General features: G+C 73.6%; 13 protein-coding genes. 6 read left to right on the forward strand and 7 right to left on the reverse strand.

Annotated features, from left to right (window positions below):
- Positions 1–24: 24 nt before the first annotated feature.
- The 6 genes from ACIQOE_RS34200 to ACIQOE_RS34225 form a co-directional block, all read right to left on the reverse strand.
- Positions 25–2382 (reverse strand): SpoIIE family protein phosphatase, encoded by a 2358-nt coding sequence (locus tag ACIQOE_RS34200; RefSeq protein WP_401415608.1) that lies wholly within the window; start codon positions 2380–2382, stop codon positions 25–27.
- A gap of 87 nt (positions 2383–2469) precedes the next feature.
- Entirely contained in the window at positions 2470–2853 is a 384-nt protein-coding gene (locus ACIQOE_RS34205; protein WP_351323885.1) for a hypothetical protein, read from the reverse strand.
- Between the two features lie 451 nt (positions 2854–3304).
- Entirely contained in the window at positions 3305–4228 is a 924-nt protein-coding gene (locus tag ACIQOE_RS34210) for a MurR/RpiR family transcriptional regulator (RefSeq protein WP_351323884.1), read from the reverse strand.
- Between the two features lie 93 nt (positions 4229–4321).
- A complete protein-coding gene (locus tag ACIQOE_RS34215) occupies positions 4322–6010 on the reverse strand; it encodes a phospholipid carrier-dependent glycosyltransferase (protein WP_401415611.1) in 1689 nt (562 codons plus the stop codon).
- A 92-nt stretch (positions 6011–6102) separates the two neighbouring features.
- Positions 6103–8034, reverse strand: coding sequence for a phosphatase PAP2 family protein (locus ACIQOE_RS34220; protein ID WP_401415613.1), 1932 nt, complete (start codon positions 8032–8034; stop codon positions 6103–6105).
- A 269-nt stretch (positions 8035–8303) separates the two neighbouring features.
- Positions 8304–9209 carry an N-acetylglucosamine kinase gene (locus tag ACIQOE_RS34225; protein ID WP_401415615.1) on the reverse strand — a complete coding sequence of 302 codons (906 nt, stop codon included), beginning with the start codon at positions 9207–9209 and terminating at the stop codon, positions 8304–8306.
- Positions 9210–9530: 321 nt separating this feature from the next.
- Here ACIQOE_RS34225 and ACIQOE_RS34230 point away from each other — a divergent pair, with 321 nt between their 5' ends.
- The 6 genes from ACIQOE_RS34230 to ACIQOE_RS34255 all read left to right on the forward strand — a co-directional run bounded on the left by ACIQOE_RS34230 (position 9531) and on the right by ACIQOE_RS34255 (position 17769).
- Positions 9531–10664, forward strand: a complete 1134-nt coding sequence (locus ACIQOE_RS34230) for an ROK family protein (RefSeq protein WP_401415855.1) — start codon at positions 9531–9533, stop codon at positions 10662–10664.
- A gap of 276 nt (positions 10665–10940) precedes the next feature.
- Complete coding sequence (locus tag ACIQOE_RS34235; RefSeq protein ID WP_401415618.1) at positions 10941–12269, forward strand: ABC transporter substrate-binding protein; 1329 nt, start codon at positions 10941–10943, stop codon at positions 12267–12269.
- A gap of 114 nt (positions 12270–12383) precedes the next feature.
- Positions 12384–13295, forward strand: a complete 912-nt coding sequence (locus ACIQOE_RS34240; RefSeq protein WP_365558697.1) for a sugar ABC transporter permease — start codon at positions 12384–12386, stop codon at positions 13293–13295.
- A complete protein-coding gene (locus tag ACIQOE_RS34245; RefSeq protein ID WP_362166449.1) occupies positions 13292–14194 on the forward strand; it encodes a carbohydrate ABC transporter permease in 903 nt (300 codons plus the stop codon). Before ACIQOE_RS34240 ends, ACIQOE_RS34245 begins: the two co-directional genes overlap by 4 nt.
- A 2-nt stretch (positions 14195–14196) precedes the next feature.
- Positions 14197–15936, forward strand: a complete 1740-nt coding sequence (locus ACIQOE_RS34250) for a hypothetical protein (RefSeq protein ID WP_401415621.1) — start codon at positions 14197–14199, stop codon at positions 15934–15936.
- 15 nt (positions 15937–15951) lie between these two features.
- A complete protein-coding gene (locus ACIQOE_RS34255; RefSeq protein ID WP_401415623.1) occupies positions 15952–17769 on the forward strand; it encodes a hypothetical protein in 1818 nt (605 codons plus the stop codon).
- Positions 17770–17887: 118 nt separating this feature from the next.
- Here ACIQOE_RS34255 and ACIQOE_RS34260 read toward each other — a convergent pair whose 3' ends face one another.
- On the reverse strand, positions 17888–18538 hold the full coding sequence (locus tag ACIQOE_RS34260; RefSeq protein WP_351323866.1) for a nucleoside/nucleotide kinase family protein: 651 nt from the start codon (positions 18536–18538) through the stop codon (positions 17888–17890).
- Positions 18539–18564 lie beyond the last annotated feature (26 nt).

Consider the following 18564-nt stretch of genomic DNA (forward strand, 5'->3'; position numbering starts at 1 on the left):
GCATGCGGCGCCCGTCCCCGTCCGCTATTCCTCCTCCGAAAGCGGCACCCGGATGTCCAGCACGCACACGTCGTCGCGCCACTCGCCCTCCAGCATTGCGGCGAGCAGCGCGTCCAGGGAGCCGGGCTCGGGGGTGCGGACGGCCCGGGCCAGCCGTGCCAGACCCGTCTCGACGTCCTCCCCGAGCCGCTCCACCAGGCCGTCGGTGTACAGCAGGAGCCGGTCGCCGGGCTCCAGCAGGACCTCGGCCGACCCGTACACCGGGTCGGCCGTGGCCCCCAGCAGCATGCCCTCGGGCCGGTCCAGCCGCCGGACCTCGCCGGCGCGCACCAGCAGCGGCGGCAGGTGGCCCGCCTGCGCCCACACGAGCCGCCGCTCGGCGGGCTGGTAGCGGGCCAGCACGAGGGTCGCGGTGGACTGGCTGTCACGCGAGTGCAGGAGCAGGAAGTTCAGCCGGGAGAGCGCGCCGGTCAGCGAGGAGCCGGTCATCACCATGCCCTTGGCGCTGAACCGGAGCTGGGCCATCGTCGCGACCGCGTCGACCCCGTGACCGGCCACGTCACCGACGACGAACAGCGCCGAATCGTCGGGCAGTTCGATGGCGCTGAACCAGTCGCCGCCGACATGCACCCCGGCCTGCGCGGGCAGGTAGGCGACCTCGACGCGCAGCCCGCACAACCGCACCGGCCCGCTGGGCAGCGGGAGCAGGGCGTGCTGGAGCCTGGTGGCCAGCGCGCGTTCGGCGTCCAGGACACCGCGCTGCGTGACGATGGCCTGTTCGCTGTCGACCAGGGCGAGTTCGGCGCTGCGCTGCGCGGTGAGGTCCTGGACGAAGCCGTGCACCTCGACGACCATGCCGTCCTCGGCGCTCACTCCCTCGGCGACGGCCCGCAGATGCCGTATCGAGTTGCCGGTCCTGATCCGGAACGGGACGTCGAACGACCCTCCGTTGCGGGCGAGTTCGGCGACCGAGCGGGCGAGCGCGCGGGCGTCCTCGGGCAGCACCAGGTCCGGCAGCAGGTCCAGCGCGACCGCGCCGCGCCCCGGGTCGCGGCCCAGGATCGTGTACACCTGGGAGGACCAGGTGACCTGACGGGTGACCAGGTTCCAGTTCGCCCAGCCGAGGTTGCCCAGCCGCTGCATGTCCGCCAGGCGCTGTTCCTGGCGTCCCTCCAGGTCGTGCCGGAGCCAGGTCACCAGCAGCCCGTCGCCCAACCGCGCGGCCCGCACCGAGTAGGCGGCCCGCACTGTCGTCCCGTCGACGACCTCCTCGTGGACGAAGGGCTCGCCCTCGTACGGTTCGCCGTCCAGGGCCGTGAGGTACCCCTGCCACAGCGCCTCCCCGGCCACGGAGGGATAGCTCTCCAGGATGTGCGCGCCGACCAGCTCGCGGCCGGTCCGGCCGAGGATGTCGACGGCGTCCGGGGTGGCCGCCTCGATCCGGTAGTCCTCGACGTTCCCGAGGGCGGTGCGCAGCGGGGTCAGCAGCACCGTCGCACCGGGCAGCGCGTCCAGCACCGTCTGCACGGTCCGGGAGAGGTCCGGAGTCGGCGGTTCGGCGGGGGTGCCGAGCGCGGCGAGGCGGCCCGCGCACAGCCGGGCGGCGGCCTTCAGCAGGTCGCGTTCCCCGGCACCGAAGGCCGCGCCGTGCCGGCGCAGCACCCCGAGGGTCACACCCGTCGTGTCCCCGGTCGTGACCGGCAGCCAGGCCCGGGACAGCCAGCGGCCGGGCGGCTCGTCGATGAGCCGGTACTCCCGCAGGTCCTCGGCGAAGTGCTCCAGCCAGACGGGCTCACCGGATCGGAGGCTCTCCAGCGGGGCGAAGCCGGTCAGCGGCGGTACCCGCTGCCACTGGGCGGCGAGCGTCGCGTCGACACCGGCGTACCCGATGAGTTCGAGGCCCTGGCCGGGCGGCCGCCGGTACAGCAGGACGGCGTCGGCGCCGACCTCGGGCGCGAGATGGCCGAGCAGGGTGCCGGCCAGCTGCTGCGGGGAGCCGACGCGCACCAGGTCCGTGCCCAGCCGGCCGAGGGCCGCCGCGGTGCCGGCGGCGGGCGCGGTACGGGGTGCCGCGGGTGCGGGGTGCCCGGTGCCGGGCGGGTCGGACGCGGGGACGGCGGGCGGCAGGGCGCCGAGCGTCAGCCAGCACTCCTCCAGCAGGGTGCGGTTCCCGGTCCTGGCCCGCTCCGCGAGCGTCTCGTGGGCGGCGTCGGGGGAGCAGCCCGAGGCGGCCATCAGGGCGCCGGTGGCCCGTTCCACCACGGCCGAGACGGCCGCCTGGTCGCGCAGCCGGTCCAGCTCGGCGCGCTGCCGGGACACGACCTTGGCCAGGTCCGCAGGCTCGGCTCCGGTGCCGGCCGGCGGGACGTGCTCGCTCGTCACGGATCGAGCATGGCACAGGACGGGGCCCGCGATCACGCCCGTGCCGCAACCGTGTGCCCCCGGACGGGACGGGACGGGGCGTTGCGGTCAGCGGCCGGTGCTGTGCCCGACCAGCGCCTCGGTGACCACGCGGACGCTGCGCGCGATGTGCTGGAGCTGCAGCACCTCCGCCGCGTACAGCTTGATGGTGTGTTCGATGACCGACTCCGGCAGCCCGAGCAGGGGCAGTTCGGCCCGCGCGGTCTGCAGCGCCGTGCGGGCCACCCGGACCTCGTGCTGCACCTGGATCTGCGCGTGCCGCGCGAGCAGGACGGGGTGCCGGATCAGCGCCGGGTAGCTGGCGTAGCGGGCCGGCACCAGCTCGCGCAGCCACCTGGCGGCGGAGCGCTCCCAGTCGTAACTGCCCGGCGTCTTGACCTGGCAGGGCCAGTCCGGAGTGATGCGGGTGGTCGTCGTCAGGGTCATGATCATCGCTCTTCCGTGATGCGGCGCCGGGAAGGGTGGTCGACGGATGTCTGGGCGGCTCCGGCCTAGGGGATGGCCGGAGCCGCCGCGGGCGAATCGCGCAGGCGATGCCCGTTCGAACATCCCCGGCGCCGACGCGGGTAGGAGACGGCGGCAAGGGGTGTCCGTGCAGGGACCCCGGGCGTCGGCCGCCGGCACTGCGAGTGGTGCTGCGTGCGCATGGGCGGTCCGTCGGCTTTCTCGGGGCGGGTGCGAGCGGTGCGTCCTCGGAGCGGCACGTGCCCGGAGGGTGCCGGGACGGTCCGTGAGCAGTATTTATATATGCCGACCGGTTTGCAAGACGCATGAAAACATTCATGCGTGAATTGCGGTGAATGATCCCCTTACGGAGTTGCCGTGTGCCGGGGCGAGGGCGGCGCCGGTGCGCCGGGGCCAGTCCCTGAGGAAGAAGCCGGGTTCAGTCCTTGAGGAAGAACTGGTGCTGCTCGGCCACCTGCTCGTACTCCTCCAGGCGGGCCTGGGTGCGCTCAGGGTCGGCGTCGGTCATGGCCTGGAGCAGGGCCGCGGCCAGCAGACCGGGCGCCGCGTAGGTGTCGAAGACCAGGCGGGACCCGATGCCGGTGCTGAAGGTGACGTCGGCCTCGTCGGCCAGCGCGCCGAGCGCCTGGTCCGTCACCAGCGCGACCCGCAGACCCGCGGTGCGCGCCACCTGGATCGCGGTCAGCGTCTCCTGCGCGTGCCGCGGCATCCCGAAGGCCAGCACCCAGGTCCCGCCCGCCTCCCGCGACTGCAGCAGCGCGTCGTAGGCCACGCTGCCGCCCCTGGTCACCAGCCGTACGTCGGGATGGATACGGCGGGCAGCGTAGGCGAAGTACTCCGCAAGCGAGACGGAGATGCGCAGGCCGAGCACGGTCAGCGGGGAGGACCTGGACAGCTCGCGGCCGATCCAGATCACCCGGTCCGGGTCGGCGAAGTCCCGGCGCAGGTTCTCCAGGTTCTCGATCTCGGCGTCCACGGCCGCCTGGAGTTCGTTGCTGCGGTGCTCGGTGGCGGCTCCGGTGCCGCCCGCCAGGGTGCGCAGCGCGATCGACTGGAGCCGCTCGCGCAGCGCGGGATACCCGCTGAAGCCGACCGCGCCCGCGAACCGGGTCACCGACGGCTGGCTGACCCCGGCCCGTTCGGCGAGGTCGGTGATCGACAGGAAGGCCGCCTCGGTGATGTGGTCGATCAGGTACTGCGCGATGCGCCGCTGGCCGGGGGAGAGCCGCGGGCCGTCGAAGAGTTCGCGGAGCTGGGAGGTGGGCGCGGCCTCCGCCTCCGGCACCGTCTTGCCCGAGGTGATCGCGGACGCCTGGGCGCGAGCCTGCTGCGGCGATGGCACCGAAGCGCCTCCTTTGTCTCCCACGAGGACTCAACATAGCTCACGGACCGTGGTGACCAGGGGTTGTGCCGCCCGCCCGACCGCTCCCCGCGGTCAGCGCCGGTAGACGGTGATGGAGTGCCCGACGTCGTCGACGGCACGGCTGCTCGCGATCAGCGCGGCCAGCCGGCCCCATGCCTTGGCCACCGACGAGTCCGAGACGACCAGCAGGCCGTGCACCTCACCGGGCGGGACCGTGCGGGGATCGGCGGCGTGGATTCCGTAGTACGACGGGATGCCGCTGCCCTTGTAGACCAGCCAGACCCGCTCGCCCGGATAGCGCTCCCGCAGCCGGTCGGCGAGCCGGCCGAGGTCCTGGCCCCAGTCCACGTTGGAGTCGTGCAGCCGCAGATGCGTCTTGGCCGGACCGCCGAACGCCTCGTTGGAGTAGGGGAGATAGAAGGGGAACGTGCGCAGCGAACTCACCGCCACGAACAGCAGCAGCGCCCCGCCCAGGGGCCGCGACCACCGCAGGCGCACCGCCGCCACCGCGGCGCCGCCCACCGCCAGGAACATCGGCATGAACAGCGCGTACCGCGTCCCGAAGTCCCGCGAACCGGTCATCGCCGAGGCCAGCAGCACGGCGGGCGGCACCAGCACGTACGGCACGGCCGGCCGCAGCCGCCGTACCGACACCACCGCGACCGTGCCGGCCGCCCACAGCGCTAGCATGCCCAGCGGGGTCTTCACCAGCAGTGCGGCGGGCAGGTAGTACCAGCGGGAGCCGGTGTAGAGGTGCCCGAAGAGATAGCCCTGCCAGGGCTGGTCCTCCAGGCCGAACTGCACGCGCATGCCGTCCCGGTAGGCGTGCGGGAAGGGCATCAGGTCCACCAGCAGGCCCCGCGCGCCGTGGATCGCCGGGACCGGCACCGCGGACTCCGCCCGCAGCCGGGGGTCGACGGCGAGATAGGACAGCCACACGACCGCGACCGCCGTCACCGTCACCACCGCCGCGGCCGTGAGCGCGCGCCGCAGCCGGCCCGGGCGCACGCCCCACACCGACACCACCGCCAGCAGGGGCAGCAGCCCGAGCGCGGGCAGCGCGCTCATCTTCGTCGCCACCGCCGCGCCCAACGCGGCTCCGGCGAGCGGCAGATACCGCCGCGGCCGGTGCCGCGCCCGCCACAGCAGCCAGGCCGACGTCAGCACGAACCCGGCGGCGGGCACGTCCAGGGTGGCCAGCGAGCCGTGCGCGATCAGGTCGGGGGAGAAGCAGTACAGGGCGAGCGCGAGGAGCCCGGCGGCCGTACCGAGCACCTCACGGGCGAAGGCGAGGGCCACCAGCGCGAACAGCAGGGTCAGCACGATCACCGGCAGCCGGGCCCACAGCATCAGCCGCCAGGGGTCGTTGCCCGACGCGTACAGCAGATGCCGGCCCACCTGGCCCTGGTCGCCGCGGTACGACGGGTCGTAGTGCGGGTCGGCGGCCGCGACCCCGGCCATGACCACGAGCTTGCCGAGCGGCGGGTGTTCGGGGTTGTAGCGCAGCCGGTGCTCGTGCAGGTAGTCGGTGGCCGTGGCGACGTAGACCGGTTCGTCGATGGTCGGCGTCTGCCGGAGCGCGCAGGTCACCATCGCGGCCGCCATCTGGGCGAGCAGCACGACCACGAGGACCGGCACCAGCCACCGGCGTCGGGCGCGCAGCGCGGCGGCCGCCCGGACCGCGAGGGCCGGCCGTGGGGCGGGTCGGGGGTCGACGAGGTCGCCGGGATCGAGGACCGACTGCTGTTCGCTTGCCATCATCCGCCCCGCGGGGACACGGGCCCGCGGTGACGGGAGCGGCCAGGAGCAGGATCACGGGCCCTGCTCTCGCACCGCTCCCGCCACCGGGCGCGTCACCGCTTCACGAGTCGTACCGACAGACCGTCTGCCGTGTACACGGGTACGGCCCGCAGCCGGTCGGAGTTCAGCTCGACGCGGTCGAACCGTCCGCGCAGCCGGGGCGCGTCGAGCACCGCGAGGATACGGCCCGCGGCCGGCGGGTGCTCGCCGCCGAGCGTCAGCGACAGCGTGCTGCCGCTGCCCAGCACCGCCCGGCGCCCGACCCGCAGCGGCGCCCCGCCGCCGGTGCGGAGCGTCACGTCGAGGGTGCCCGCGCCCTGCGAGTACGTCCCGCGCACGAGCAGGGTCCCGGCCACCCGCAGGGTGCCGGCGGTGACCTGGACGTCGCCGTGGCCCAGCGCCTGGCCGGAGGCGGCGACCAGGGTGCCGCCGGCCACCACGGTGGCGCCGCGGTAGCGGTTGGCGCCGGTCAGCGTGAGCGTGCCGGTGCCCCTCTTCGTCAGGCCGCCGTGGCCGTCGATGTCGTGGCGCCAGGTGTCGGCCGCCGAGAAGCCGCCGGCCGCCGCGTCCAGGGTGGCGGTGACGTCCGTGTCGAAGGCGCCGTAGCCGTCCGCCGCGGCGAACAGGTCGAGGCGGCCCCACTGCTCGGGGCCGTCCAGCAGGACGTAGCCGGCCGGCAGGGCGGTGGTGCGCAGCACGTCACGGCGCTGACCCGCGGTGAGGTAGGGCTGGCGGGTCTCCAGGAGGACCTCGGCGTCCTTGGGCACGGTGAGCGGCCGGTCGGCGCCGTGCCGCCGCAGGGCGTACGTCAGCCGGGGCCTGGCCGCCCGCTCGTTGGCCGCGCGGTCGGCGTACGGGTCGGTGTCAGGACCGGCCGCGTGGGCGTAGGCGTACAGGGTGTCGGCGGTGGCGCCGGTCCGGGCCTCGAAGTAGGCGAGGGCCTGGGCGCGGGCGGCCGCCTTGAGGTCGGCGTTGGCCGGGTCGGCGAGCGCGGCGGCGGCCAGGGCGGTGGCCATGACGCGGCCGCCGATCACGTCGACCGTGTGGTGCATGCCGGCGACGATGCGGGTGTCGCTCAGTTCCAGGGCGCGGGCGACCAGTTCCTGGAAGCGCTCCGGGACCGCGTAGGCGTAGGCGAGGCCCGCCAGGTGGAAGGCGTTGGTGTGCCCGGAGGGGAAGCCGCCGTCGTCGGCCGGGGAGGTGCCGCGCTGGCGCAGCAGTTGCGGGGCGACCGTCACCTGCGAGTCGTAGACCGGGAAGCCGTAGGCGTCGGTCCGGCCGGTGTCGACGACCTCGCTGTCCTCGTTCAGGCGCCACGGACGCGGGTACTGGTAGGCGTACTTGGCGGGGTTGCCGGAGGCGTAGGGACCGCGCACGGTGTCGACCAGCTCGGCGACCTTGCCGAGCGCCGAGTCGTGCGCGCCGGCGCCGAGTGCGGAGCCCGCCGGCGCGTCGGCCGGGACGGCGTCGTTCACGGTGGTCGCGGGGGTGCCGTCGGGTGCTTCGGTGATCGAGGTGACCGCGAGCGAGCCGTCCTCGTAGAGGCCGGCCAGCGGGCCGAGGCCCGCGATCATCGCGTAGCTCTGGTGCCGGCGGTCGTAGAGGAAGGCCTTCCTCGCCTCGGCGTCGGTGCGCCCGCGGGTGACCTCGGCGCAGTGACGCATGTCGGCGCGCAGGACGTCGGCGCTCAGCACGGTGCCGGTGTTCCAGGCGGAGCCGGTCCGCCATGTCCGCGCGAAGCCGCCGAGGATCCGGACCACCGCGTTGGTGTCGGCGGTCAGGTTGGCGGCGACGTTCGTCCGGTAGTCGTCGACGAACGCGAGGGCGGTCGCGGCCTTGGCGTCCGCGGCGGCGAGCCACCCGGCGAACGTCGGGGCCGCCAGCACACCGGCGGACGCGCCTAGCGAGGTCTTCAGGAATCCACGGCGGCCGACGGGAAGTCCGCGGGCCGGTGAGGAGGTGCGGTGCCCGGCAGGTGACGGCATGGGTGTGCCTCTCTTGAGTTCCACGGCCCGGCGGCCGGAGGGGATGCACACGAACTCCCGGTGCGCGCGGGGTGCGTTCGTGCGGGAAGGGGTCGGACGAGTCGCGGCGCGGGGCGGGCCCGCGCAGCGGCGGCCATGCCCCCGACTGCCGCACGGCGGACCGGAGTCGGAGGACGGACCGGTGGTTCACCCCTGGAACGGCGGCGGAACCGCGCGCTCGCGGCACCGCACGGCCCGTGGTCCGGGGACCGGGGACGTGTTCACGTCCGTCACAGCAGCGCACGTGCCAGCGCCACCGCTCCCTCGACCGGCGGAACCCGCAACGGGCGGGGCCTGGCGCCCGGCAGGGCCCTGGCGAGCGCGGCGGTGAAGGCGTCGTACAGGCGCGGCTGGGAGAGGATGGTGCCGCCCGCGACCACCACGTCGTCCACCGGCAGGCCGCGCGCGGCGAGCCGCAGCACGAGGGCGGCGAGCGCACGGCCGCCGTCGGCTATCACCTCCGCGGCGAGAGCCGAGCCCGCCTCGGCCGCCGCGAAGAGCACCGGCGCGTGCCGGCCCCACTGCGCGGAGACGTCCGATGCACCCTCCAACGCGGCTCCGAGGCCGGGTACTTCGGCCACGCCGAAGGCGGCGGTCAGCCCGGTCGCGAGGGCGTCGGGCGCCTCGCCGCGATCGTGCGCGGCCCAGACGGCACGGGCGGCCTCGCGGACCAGTCCGGCGGCGCCGCCCTCGTCGCCGAGGACCGCGCCCCAGCCGCCGACCTGGACGGGACCGCCGTCGGCCCGCCGTCCGACGGCCACCGAACCGGTGCCGGCGACCAGACCCACACCGGTGGCCAGTCCGGCGGCGGGGACGAGGAGTTCAGCGTCGCCCACCACCCGGACCGGCGTCCCGTGGACGTCGCGCAGGGCGGCGGCGATGCCGGCGCACTGGCGGGGCGTCTCACAGGCGTGCCCGCCGACGGCGAGCGCGGCGGGGCGGACGCCGGCCGGCAGGGCCTCGTGGACCAGCGTGGTCAGCCAGCGGGCGGCGGCGGCCGGATCGTGCGGCCGCCAGCCGCCGCTCGGACGGACGTGATCGGCGACCGTCCGCGCGCCGGTGACGGCGCGGAGATGGGTCTTGGTGCCGCCCACGTCGATGCCGATCACCAGCGGGGGAGAAGATGCATCCTGCACGGATCCTCTTTCGTCGTCCGGGCGAGGGGCGCCGAAGGACCGGGGCCCTGGCTGCGACGGTGGGCGAACCGTACGTGACCGAACAGGAGTCGAGGCATTCGGGAAGCCCCGGGACGGGCTTCGTGCGGACCACGGCAGGCGAGTACCGTGTACTTCGTTAGGAAGTTAACTAACGAAGTACAGTGCGTCAAGAGTCGTCACGCAGTCGATCATCGGGACACCGCCGCCGGGCGGGACCGCGTGGCGCGAGGGCATCGCATCGCCGCGTCCCGCCACCCGGGCAGCGCGGCTCTGACCCATGGGGGAACTGTGGAACCCGTCCTGACCGAAGCCCCCCGCCTCACCGAGAGCGCCGGTGCCGTGTTCGCCGTGCTGGCCCAGGCCGGCAGCGCCACCCGGCCGCAGCTCGCCGGCCTCGCGGGCCTGTCCAAGCCGACGGTCTCCGCCGCCGTCGCGGAACTGGAGGCCGCCGGACTGGCCGCCTGTTCCGGCACCTCCACCGGCGCCACCGGCCGCTCCGCCGCCGTCTACGGCCTCGGGCCCGCCTCCGGGACCGTCCTCGCCGTCGATCTCGGCCCGGCCCGCACCCGGGTGCGCGGCTGCGCCCTGGACGGCACCCTGCTCGCCGAGGCGGCCACCCCGCGGGCCCGGGCCGCCGACGCGGTCCGCGAGGCGCTGGCCGCACTTCCCGCGGGCGCCCCGCTGAGGGCCATCGTGGTCGCCGTCGGTGACGTCACCGCACCCGACCGGACGGGCACCGGCATGCGCCCGGCCACCGCCAAGGCCGGACCCGTCTTCGACGCGGTCTCCGTCGCGCTGCCGCCGGGCGTCCCCGTGCACCTGGAGAACAACGTCAACTGCGCCGCCCTCGCCGAACTCCACGAGGGCGCCGCCCGGGGCCGCCGCACCTTCGGCTACCTGCGGATCGGCGTCGGCGTCGGACTCGGCATCGTCATCGGCGGCCAGGTGCTGCGCGGTGCGAACGGGGCGGCCGGTGAACTGGCCCGGCTGCCGTACCCCTGGGACGACGACCGCGAGCCCCGCCAGGAGGCCCTGGAGGCCTACGTCGGCTCGCAGGCCCTGCTCCGCCGGGCCGCCGAGGCCTGGCGGGCCGGCGACGGCCCCTGCCCGCACACCCCCGAACGCCTCTTCGCGCTCGCCGCCGAGGGCCGCGAACCCGCCCGCGGCCTGGTCGCCCGGCACGCCGCCGACGTGGGCCGGCTGGCCGCCGCCGTGACCGCCGTGCTGGATCCGGGGCTGCTCGTGCTCGGCGGCAGCACCGGCGCGGATCCGCAGCTCCTGCCCGGGGTGCGGGCCGAGCTGGGCCGGCTGAGCTGGCCCACCGAGGTGGTCAGCAGCCAGATCGGGGATCTCGGCACCGTCGTGGGCGCGGCCCGGCTCGCGGTGGTCAAGGGAGTCCAAAACGTGACCGAAGGCGCGCAGGCGAAGGATTGACGGGTTCCGAGTCGGTCTGCCAATGTCCGGACAAGCGCTTTCTAAGCCGGCCGGGACGCCGGCTTGGGGCGAGCTTCCCAGCCCGTACGCGACGTACGGCAACCGCACGAGGGCGTGCCCGTGCGGTGACGGCCAGGACGGCCGGGGATCCCGCCCCGCGTGGACGATGCGGCCGGGCGAGGCCGCGCCCCCCGGAAAGCGGACTTTCCACCACAATGCACCCGTGCCGCCTCGGTCGGCGCCGTGCTCCGTCCCTCTGACGAAATGGGATCGAAGATGACCACTGTGGGTGTGCGGCGCTCCCGCCGGCTCGGCCGCGGCGGTGTGCGCCGCCTGGTTCCCCTCGCTGCCGTCGCCACGGCAGGCGCCCTGCTGCTCTCCGCCTGCGGCTCGGGCTCCGGATCCGGCGGGAACGCCAAGTCCCTGACGTTCTGGATCTCCACCGTCCCGGGACAGGACGCGGGCTGGAAGAAGCTGGTGGCGCAGTACAAGAAGGAGACGGGCGTCGACGTCAAGCTCGTCAACATCCCCTACGACGGCTACCCGACGAAGCTGCACAACGCCGCCCAGGCGAACTCGCTGCCCGACGTCGCCGACGTGCCGGCGCTCGACCCGATCTGGTCGAACAAGCTGATCGACCTCAGCTCCATCGCCGACGACAAGAGCTACCGCATCAACCCGAACTTCCTCGCCAAGGACTCGTCGGGGAAGGTGCTGTCCATCCCCTCGGACGTCACCGCCTCCGGCCTGTTCATCAACAAGACGCTGTTCGAGAAGGCCGGCGTCGCCGTGCCGTCCTCGCCGTCGAAGACCTGGACCTGGACCGAGTTCATCGCCGCCGCGGACAAGGTCCGGGAGAAGACCGGCGCCAAGTACTCCCTCACCTTCGACCAGTCGCCGTCCCGGCTGCGCGCCATGGTGTACGAGATGGGCGGCACGTACGTCCACGCCGACTCCTCCGGCACCTTCTCGGTGGACGACGCCACCAAGAAGGCCGTGAAGTACTTCGTCGGGCTCAACGACGACAAGACCATGCCGAAGTCGGTGTGGACCAGCGGCGCCGACCCGTCCGCCATGTTCCAGAGCGGTGACGTGGTCGCCTACTGGTCCGGCGTGTGGCAGGTCGCCGCCTTCGCCGACAGCATCAAGAAGTTCGACTGGGCGAGCGTCCCGACCCCCGCCCAGCCCGTGCAGGCCAGCGACGTCAACAGCGGCGGCATGATGGTCGGCTTCGACAACAACGGCGCCGCGGCCACCGCCGCGAAGAAGTTCATGACCTGGGTGTACGACCCGAAGCAGTACACCGAACTGGTCGAGACCTCCGGGTTCCTGCCCGTCGAGAGCGGACTGGACCCCAAGTACCCCTTCACCTCCGACGCCGCGCAGGCGGCGTTCAAGCTCTACAACGAGGAGATCCCGCTCTACGCCCCGATCTCCGGCTACTTCAACAGCGCGCAGACGGCGTGGGTGCTGAAGGGCAAGAGCCTCACCGAGGATCCGACCAAGACGGAACTCGGCAAGGCGATCAACGGCCAGCAGTCGGCCGACAAGGCCCTGGAGAACATCGTGGCCGGCTACAACCAGCAGGTCGGCGGCGGGTCCTAGCAGACGGGGCCGGGCGGCGGTGCCGGCGCCGCCGCCCGGCCCCGCCGCCCGCACGGCGCCGGACCCCTGGCGTGAGCCCGCAGCAACCCCTTCCCACAGCACGGAGTCAGGAAGATGACACAACGCGCCTCGGACGCGTCCGGGAGCCCGCCCAGGCGACGCACCACCTACACCCTCGCGCCGCTCGTCCTCGTCGCGGCCAACGTGGTGCTGTTCGCGCTGTTCTTCGTGTGGCCGGCGGTGATCGGACTCGTCTACTCCTTCACGGACTACACGGGCGTGGGGGCGTTCCGGTTCATCGGACTGGACAACTACCAGAACCTGTTCGGCGACTCCACCTTCTACGACGCGCTGTTCCGCACGCTGCTCTACACCGTGCTCGTCGTCCCGCTGAACTTCGTGCTCTCGCTCCTCATCGCCAACCTGGTGGTGAGCCGGCAGGCCAAGGGCGCGTCGATCGCCCGCGTCGTCTTCTTCGTCCCGTGGCTGATCTCGCCCATCGTCGTCGGCGTCCTGTGGCGCTGGCTGTTCGGCGAGAACTTCGGGCTGATCAACTACGTCGTCGAGAAGCTCGGCGGGCACGCGATCGCCTGGCAGTCGAACGCGGACCTGTCGCTGGGCGTGGTCGTCATGGCCGGCGCCTGGTGGGGAACCGCCTTCTCGATGCTGCTGTTCATCGCGGCGATCAAGAACGTGCCCACCTCGTACTACGAGGCGGCCGCCCTCGACGGCGCGGGCCCCTGGCGCCAGTTCGTCAGCATCACGCTGCCGAGCATCGCGCCGACCTCCTTCATCGTCATCCTGCTCAACACGATCAACGCGATGAAGGAGTACCCGCTGTTCGTCTCCCTCAACAACGGCGGACCGGGCACCTCGAACAACCTGCTCGTCCAGTACATCTACCAGACCGGATTCAACCGGGGCCAGATCGGCTACGCGAGCGCCGCGTCGTTCGTGCTCATGCTCATCCTGATGGCCGTCGCGGTCGTCCAGCTGGTCGCCAACCGGCGGATGGAGAACCGATGACCGTCACCGACACACCGCGTCCGGCCGGTGCGGGTTCCGCGAAGGCCGCCTCCGGGAAGCGGCCGCGCGGCGGACGCGACGGCGGCCTGCGGCGCGCGGTACCCGCGACGACCCTGCTGTGGATCCTGGCCGCCCTCTACGGGCTGCCCGTGCTGTGGTTCGTCCTCAGCTCCTTCAAGCCGGCCGGAGACCTGTTCTCCCTGCCCCTGACGGTGCTCCCGCACCATCCCACCCTGTCGGGCTACCGGGCGGCCTGGGACAGCGCCAACTTCTCCCAGTACTTCGTCAACACGGCCCTCGTGTGCGTGATCACGACGATCCTTACGGTGGGAGTGAGCTGCTGCACCGGCTACGCGCTCGCCAAGTACGACAACAAGTGGCTCAAGTTCTTCTTCCTCTGCATCCTGGCCACCACGATGCTGCCGTCCGAGGTCATGCTCGCCCCCGAGTTCCTGGTCGTCCGCGACCTCGGCCTCTACAACTCCTTCGGCGGGATCATCCTCCCGGCCGTGCTCACCGCGACCGGATGCTTCATGTTCCGCCAGTTCTTCCTGACGGTCCCCGACGAACTCGTCGAGGCCGCCCGCATCGACGGCGCGCGTGAACTGTCGATCTTCCTGAGGATCATGGTGCCGATCTCGCGGCCCATCATGCTGACGCTGGCCATCCTGTCGTTCCAGTGGCGGTGGAACGACTACATCTGGCCGCTCCTCATGCTCAACGACCCGAACAAGTTCACCGTGCAGATCGGCATCCAGAGCCTCGTCGGGGCCCAGAACATCAACTGGTCGGTGCTGCTCGGCGGTTCCGTCATCTCCATGATCCCGCTGATCCTTGTCTTCCTGGTGTTCCAGCGGTACGTCATGAGCGCAGACATCAACGCCGGACTGAAGGACTGACCGTGCCCGCCCCGCTCGACACCGAGTTCGTCCGCGCGGTGGCCGGCGCCGCCGACGGGCAGGCCGTCCCGCTGGCGGCCGCCGCCGAGCGGCGCCCCGCCGGCGTGACCCACCGCGCCCTGGCCCGCCGGGTGCGGACCCTGGTCGCCGCCTACCGCTCACCCGACTCGGCCCTGCACGGCAGCGAGCGGGCCCTCGCCGCCGCGACGGTCCACCTCCGCGCCCTGCGCGCCGCGCAGACCGCGACCGGGCTCTTCGCCGGCGGCGACAACGTGCAGTCACCACCGGACTCCGCGTTCACCGTCAACGACGTGTGCGACGCGCACCTCCTCGCCGCGGACGCGGGGCCACAACTGCGCGAGGTGGCCGGTGTCCTCGCCGAGATCGCCGGTGCGGCGTCCGACGGCCTGCGGACCGGCGGGGTGCACACGCCCAACCACCGCTGGGAACTGTGCGCCGCCCTCGCCCGGCTGCACCGATCCTTCCCCGACCCCCGGCTGACCGACCGGATCGACGCATGGCTGGCCGAGGGCGTCGACATCGACGCGGAGGGCCTGTACTCAGAGCGGAGCGCCCTCTACGCGGCCCACGTGACCAACCCGTCGCTGCTGCTGCTCGCCGACGTCCTCGGCCGCACCGACCTGCGGGACGCCGTCGAACGCCACCTCACCGCGACTCTGGACCTCATCAGACCGGACGGCACCGTGGAGACCGTCCACTCACGACGGCAGGACCAGCACGGCCCGTTCCCGCTGGCGCCGTACCTGCCGCACTACCGGCTGCTCGCGATCCGCACCGGCCGGGGCGACCTCGGACGGGCGGCCCGCACGGCGGCGGCCGGCGGCATCGACGATCCGGGCCTGCTCGCCGAGACCCTCCTCACCCCCGACCTGTGCCGCACCCTGCCGCCACCGGCACCCGAACCACCCTCCCGCACGCGGTACTTCAGCACGGCGCGCCTGGCCTCACGGGTCTCCGCCACCGCGCACGGCGTCCTGTACGGCGGCTCCGACGTGCCCGAGCACCGGCGCGTCCGCTCGGGCCTCGCCCGCAACCCCACCTTCCTGCGCCTGTTCGCCGGCGACGCCGTCCTCGACGCGGTCCGCCTCTCCCGCGGATTCTTCGACCTGGGCCCGTTCCGGGCCGCCGCGATGCGCCGGCTCGGCGACCACCGGTACCGGCTCACCGAAACCCTCACCGCCGCCTACTACCAGCCGCTGCCGCCGCCGCGACGACGGCCCGACGGCGCCTACCGCATGACCGACGAAGGGCGCTTCTCCGCCGCCATGGCCTTCCCGGACCGGCCCCGCAACGAGGTCTCCCAGACCACCCGGATCGACGCGGAGCTGCGGGAGGACGGCATCGACCTGCGGATCGCCGTCGAGGGACCACCGGTGCCCTGGGCCCTCGAACTGACCTTCCGGCCGGGCGGCGTGCCCCTGGGCGCCCTGCCGCTCGGCGACGGACGCTGGTGCCTGACGGCCGTGCCCATGACGTACCGGGCCGGTGACGACGAGATCCGGGCCGAGGCCCGTGTCGAGGCGGGCGGCCCGCTCGCCGGACCGGACCGCGGCGACCTGCTGCGGTACGACCCGGGGCAGGACCACACCGTGGCCGGCGGCACCGACGCGACCACCGGCGACCGCGTCCTCCTCGGCGGAGCCGGCCCGCACACCCTGACCCTCACCCTGCGCGCCCGCCGTGCGACCCCGGCACACCACACCCAGGCCACCCCCGCATGAAGGGCTGATCCACCCATGCACCTCCCGCGCCAGCTCGGCCCGCTGCACGACCTGCCGGCCACGCCCGAGGCCTACGACGCCGTCCTCGCCGACATCGTGGAGCAGGCCCTTTCCCGCCTCACCCCCGAAGGCAGCCTCGAACACCCGGACGCCGACGACGACATCGGCGACACCTCGCTCGGCATCACCTCGCTGCTGGCACTTGCCTGGCAGCGCACCAGGGACCCGCGGCTGCCCGAGGCCGTGCACCGCAGCCTCGCCTTCCACCTGCGCGAGCGCGTGTACACCGAGGACAACCCCGGCTACCCGAACCTCACGGTCCGCGACTTTGGCCTCCCGTACGCCCGTTACGTCCTCGCACCGGGAGCGCACCCGATCGGGGACTGGCCCAGCACGGTGTGGGCGCTGCTCCAGGCGGTCGACGTCCTCGACCTCGCGGACGGCCTGGTCGACGCCGCGCAGCGCGCCGAACTTGCCGAGCTGAGTCGCGGCTACTGGCGCTGGCTCACCGAGGCCACCTTCTTCAACCCGCAGGAGGCGGGCAACCAGGCGATCGGCTGCGTGGTCGCAGGGCTGATGCTGGCCCGGCACCTGCCGGCCGAGGACGGCGAAGCGGTCCGCGCACGGGCGCTGGCCCTGTACCGGGACCGGATCCGCGCCCACCGCGTCCTGGACCGCGGGGCCCTGCTGCCTCCCGAGCACGGCGGCGCCTACGACAACAACTACGGCCCGATCTCCCTGTCCTTCCTCGCCCAGGCCCACCGCACCAGCGGGGAGCCGATGTTCGCGGAGGACGGCGACGCGCTCGCCCGCTACCTCGACGCCCGCCTGCCGAACGGCGGCTTCGACCAGGGCGGCCCCCGCTACAGCGAACAGCACTCCGGTTTCGAGTCCGTCCTCGGACTGCGCTACTTCGGCGCCCGGATCGGCTCCGACCTCGGCCGCTACCGGGGCGACACCCGCTGGGGCCGGCACGCGGTCAAGGCGGACGGCGGTGTCGACGGGCACTTCGCCTGGATGCTCGTCTGGCAGATCCAGGACACCACCCCCTGGCACCGCACCCCGTCGGCTTCCCCGGCCCGCCACCAACTCCGGTCCGGATCCGTGTCGGTGGCGTTCGACCACCGCATGACACCCTCGCTGGTCGAGGCGGGCGGCACCTATCACCTGCCGGCCGCGGTGAACCGGCAGCACGGCTTCGGGCCGGTCCTGGACGGCTTCCTGTACTGCCGGCCGATGGGCGAGGTCCGGGTCCGGGACGTGCGCGCCGGCTCACTGGCCGCCAAGCTGGTGGGCAAACCGGTCGTGGGCCGCGACCAGGTGCTGCGCCATGTGCGCTCGCTGTACGTCACGGACGGCACCCGGCTGTGGGTGACGGTGGCCGTGGAGCGGCTCGACGGGACGCCGTACCTGCTGGCCGGGCTGCCGTACGCGGCCGACGACGGCGACCGGGTGCGCCGGGTCGCCGAGGGCGGGATCGCCGCGGCGGGCGGGCTGCGCCTCACCCATCCCGCGCGGCCGGGCGCCGACCACTTCGACGCGCGTGCCGAACTCACCCAGGAGCAGGCCGCGTTCGCGCTCGCCGCCGACCCGCGCGGGTACGGCGACCCGGACGCGGGCTGGCGCCACCTGGTCTCCTCCTCGGCCTACGAGGCCGAACCGGCGCCGGGCGCGCCGCCGCACCTGCACGTGTTCGCCGTACGGTACGGGGAGGGCGGGGCGTTCACGCCGTCGTTCGAGGGCGATCTGACCGTGCGCACGGAGGCGTTCACGGCGGTGATCGGGGCCGAGGACGCGCACGGGGTTCTGGAGCTGGACCTCACTGGCTGCTGAGCGCGCCGTGTCGTGACGTGCCGCGTCGTCGTGGCTGGTCGCGCAGTTCCTCCCCCAGCCTTCGGCCGGGGGTACCCCCAGCGCCCCCAAGGGGCGCTGCCGTGCGGTTCGCCGGGGGCTACGGGGCGCTGCCCAGTGCTGTCTCCTGGACCAGCAGGTCGGCCAGGTCGCGGGTGGCGGCGACCAGGTCGGCGTTGCGCTGGTCGGTGCCCGCGACCCAGGCCACCGCCTCCTCGTGGCCCTTGCCGAACTCCTCGTGCCGGGCGACCAGCCGGCGTATCCGTTCGGCCTCGTCGATCTCGCAGAACCACACCTCGTCCAGGGCCGGCCGCACCCGCGACCAGGCACCGTCCGGCAGCAGCAGGTAGTTGCCCTCCGTCACCACCAGCCGTACTGCGGGCTCCACCGGGATCGCGCCGGCCAGCGGCTGTTCCAGGACCCGCTCGAAGCCCGGCGCGTACACCACCTCGCCGGTGTCCTCCCGCAGCCGCCGCAGCAGCGCCGCGTAGCCGGCCGCGTCGAAGGTGGCGGGCGCGCCCTTGCGGTCCCGCAGGCCCAGCCGGTCCAGTTCGGTGTCGGCCAGGTGGAAGCCGTCCATGGGCACCTGCGCGGCCCACGGCTCACCGCCCTCGTTCAGCTCGCGCACCAGCCGTGCGGCGAGCGTGGACTTGCCGGCGCCGGGGCCGCCCGCGATGCCGAGGATCGCGCGCGGACCGCGTCCGGCGAGTGAACGGGCCCGGTCGAGGAGGTCGTCGAAAGTCAGCGGCACGCAAAAAGTGTGACACCGAGCCCGGG

This window comes from Streptomyces sp. NPDC091282 (assembly GCF_044757385.1).
GTDB classification, from domain to species: Bacteria; Actinomycetota; Actinomycetes; order Streptomycetales; family Streptomycetaceae; genus Streptomyces; species Streptomyces gramineus.